2 protein-coding genes are annotated in these 3,781 nt (G+C 66.0%); both read right to left on the reverse strand.

The genetic code is table 11. From position 1 onward, the window contains the following. Nucleotides 1-2,185, reverse strand: a 2,185-nt coding sequence (locus tag KJ554_11975; protein MBU0743049.1) for a hypothetical protein, incomplete at its 3' end; no start/stop codon positions are given. Between the two features lie 164 nt (nt 2,186-2,349). Continuing rightward, nucleotides 2,350-3,318 carry a sigma 54-interacting transcriptional regulator gene (locus tag KJ554_11980; protein MBU0743050.1) on the reverse strand — a complete coding sequence of 323 codons (969 nt, stop codon included), beginning with the start codon at nt 3,316-3,318 and terminating at the stop codon, nt 2,350-2,352. Between the last annotated feature and the right edge of the window lie 463 nt (nt 3,319-3,781).

Here is a 3,781-nt window from a genome sequence, read left to right on the forward strand (position 1 = left end):
CGCCGGTCAGCGTCGCGGTCACGCCGGTGGCCGGGTCGGCGCCGTGGTTGCGCAGCGCCACGCCCAGCGCGACGGCCTCGCCGGGGTTGAGCGCGCCGTCGCCGTCGATAGAGATGTCCTCCAGGCCGCAGAACACGTCGAACGCTCCCACGCCCAGGCTGCCCAGGTACGGCAGGTAGCCGTGGCCGCCGACGGTCACCAGCATGGTGCCGGCGGCCAGGGAGGGCACCGACAGCACGGCGGCGCCGGAGGCGTCGGTCAGGGCGCTGACCTGGAAGGCGCCGTCGCGGTAGACGCAGACCACCAGGCCGGCCGCGGGCGAACCGCCGGAGGTGACGGTCACCGGCACGGCCGTCGCGCCCGTCGACAGGCTCGCCGGATGGTCCACGCTCAGGGCGACCGGAACGCCGAGCCAGGGATCGGTGGCCGGATCGCCCATCAGGCTGTTCCACGTCGACCAGATCTCGACCCGGGCGGGCTCGGCCACCTGGTAGTTGTTGTAGAGCTCGATCTTGCCCAGGGAGTGGGCCACGCCGACGCGGTGGTCGGCGTTGTAGAGCAGACCGTTCCAGATGCCGTGGTAGTAGCAGTTGTTGTAGCGGGTATGGGTGCCCTGGGTGGCCGTGCCGACCGCCGCGATGCCGCCGCCGTTGGGCGCGCGCAGCCACGCCTCGGCACGGCATTCGCCCTGGGTGAAGGTGCCGGTGTCGCAGGTGGGCAGGATGGCCACGGGCAGTTCGCCGCCGTTGTTCAGGTTGTGGATGGTGCTCGTCCCGATGCCGCTCATGCCCAGGTAGCCGCGATAGCCGTAGAGGCTCCGCCCCTGGCCCACGGTGGCCGTGAACGCCCCGGCGAAGTTGCCGCTCCAGGTAGTGTCGACATGCGCCCAGCCGAGGGCCTCCAGGTGTCCCTTGAGCCACCGGTTCACGTAGACGGTGGTTATGCCCGAGGCGCTCGGATCGCCCTGCAGGGAGGCGCTGCCGTACCACGAGGTGTCGCCCATGGGCGGGGTCTGCTCGTAGCCGACGATCTTGGCGACCATGGTGTCGAGCTCGTCGAGGGTCGAGAAGGAGAGGCGGCCGACGTGGGCGTCGGCCAGGATGTCGCCGCCGTCGAGGGTGACGTAGTAGTGGTCGCCGGGACCGTTGTAGCCGGAGAGCGTCTCGATCCAGGTATCCACGCCGTAGGTGCCGTCCTCGTCGCCCACGAGGGTGACGAACTCCAGGGGCGGGATCGACGTGTCGTCGTAGATGGTCTGCAGTGCGCTCTTGATGGACGAGGTGTTGTTGCCGACCACGTCCACGTCCACGATCTCCACGTGGTAGCCCTGGCGGCGGCGCCAGTCCTCCAGCGCCGCGGTGCGGCTGGTGATCGCCGCGTCGCCGTGGCGGACCAGGGCGTAGGTGCCGGGCAGCGCGGCGCCGGTCGCGGACTTGCCGGCCCGGAGGGCGTCGTAGCCGGAGGCGTTCCCGCGCAACCAGGTGTCGAAGGATGCGGCGACCGGGCGCGCGCTAGCCGGGGTCGCGCCGCCGGCGAAGGTCAGCTCGATCTCGATGGTGCGGGCGGCCACGCCCTCGCGCGACACGGCATCGTAGGCCAGGGGGCTGACGGTCACGGGCACGACCGTCTGGCCGGCCATGATCGCGGGCTCGCCGATCAGGACCACGGGCGCGGTGGGATCGGCGGCGACCGCGGCGGTCTTGGCAGCGGGCACGTCCAGGCGGCGCCAGCCCGCGCGGGCGTAGGCGTCGCGGTCGACGGCGAAGGCCTCGTCCCGGCCGGGCTGGATCGGGTAAAGACGGGTGGAAGGGAGGGAAACCGTCTCGAACCCGATCACCCGGCCGAAAACGCTTGCGCCGGCGGGAACGGCCACCAGGCGGCCGGCGGTGGGCAGGCCGGGAGCGCCCTCGTCGCCCTGGACCGTGCCGCCCTCGATGACGAGTGACTGCCAGGTCTCGCCGCCCGCGCTGATGTCCTCTGCGCCCAGGGCGCCGAGGGTGAACTCGAGGCGCAGGGAGGCTGCGTCTGCGGAGATGACGCGCCAATGGGGCGTGTTGTCGGTGGAGCCCGGATCCAGGGAGATATGCTCGGGCTGCGAGGTCGCGAGGGCCGTGACGGCGATCAGCAGCGCGGTCAGGATCAACGGGCTGGCGCGGAAAGCGTTGCGCGTGGCTTGGGCGACCATGGGGACCTCCATAAACAGAAAGCCGGTCGAAGACGACCGACGGGGGGTGGCGGATGTTGATTTTACGATAAAGTGGGGCTAACGGGAAGTCATTTAACCAATTGTCATGAATATTCCATGGTTATTGAGTTTTTGTGATATGCGTGGAGTGGAGGGGGTCTCCTTTACACCGGTAGACGGATCCCGAACTTCCCCATCTTGCGGTAGAGCTGGTTGCGGGAGATGCCCAGGGCGCGGGCGGCTTCCGACCGATTGCAGCCCTTGATCAGCAGGGCCTGGCTGATGCGCTCGCGCTCCACCTTTTCGATGTAGGCGCCGAGGTGGAGGGAGCCGGTGGCGGAGGGCTTCATGTTGCGCCACTTGCGCATGGACTCGGGCAACATCTCGAGGGTCGCGCGCCCGCTGTGGCGAGCCAGCAGGGCGAGGCGGCGGGTCATGGCCTCGAGCTCGCGCACGTTGCCCGGCCATGGGTAATGCTCGAGAACGATCATGACGTCCTGGTCGAAGAGCTCGCGCGGGTCCACCTCGTCATCGACGATCTTGCTCACGAAGAGGCGGATCATCGGCTCCAGATCCTCGGGGCGCTCACGCAGAGGCGGCAGGTTCATCTCCAAGGTCTGGAGGCGGTAATAAAGGTCATGACGGAAGGCGCCGGTGGCGATGAGTTCCGGCAGGGGTGCGTTGGTTGCCGCGATGATACGCAGGTCGGCGCGCCGCTCGGTGGGATCGCCCAGGCGATGGAACGTCCCCTCCTGCAACATCCGCAGCAGCTTGACCTGTAGATAGGCCGGCATGTCGGCGATCTCATCGAGGAACATGGTGCCGCCGTCGGCAGCCTCGCACAGGCCGGGGCGCTCGCCGTCCGCGCCCGTGAAGGCCCCGCGCGCGTGACCGAAGAACTCGCGCTCGAAGAGGGTCTCGGGAATGGCCGCGCAGTTGACAGGCACGAAGGGTTTGCCTGCGCGATCGCTTTTCTCGTGGATGAGCCGCGCAACTAGCTCCTTGCCCGTGCCTGTTTCGCCGGTGATCAGGACCGGCTCGGTGGTGCTTGCGGAGATATCGACCATAGCGATCAGCTGCTTCATGGACGGGGAGTTGGCTATGAAGGGTTTGGAGTTGATTTCTTTAGCCATATTTCTATCTTTTATTCGCCAATGACTTGCCCATATCGGGCTGCCCTCTTCTCTGAGCTTGCACATGATTTCCTCGCATCTTGCTACATTACTATAGCCCTGTATTCTGCTATAGTTATTTTGTGCCTCGATAATATAACTCCACGCCGCTTCAAGTAATGACCTGTTGACTAATGAGGGTTCTTTTTGGAATTCATCAATCGCTAGTTCTGCAACCACTCTATCTACTTTTTCAATCGACCGTAATGCCTTATGCCACGCTGCACAAATCACTGATGCTTGCTCTTGGCTACGCGCACTCATAACAATTGCGCCATGAGCACTAACAGCCCGTTGAAAAACTCGACCCGCCGCGCATTCCTATCCCATCGATTGCGAGCGTAGTGTATCATAGCGGCGCACCACGATCACGGAGGAAGTCTGATGACGATGAAGCGCCGCCGCCGCAGCACTCAACAGCCGC

The organism is bacterium (genome assembly GCA_018814885.1).
GTDB lineage: Bacteria > Krumholzibacteriota > Krumholzibacteriia > LZORAL124-64-63 > LZORAL124-64-63 > JAHIYU01.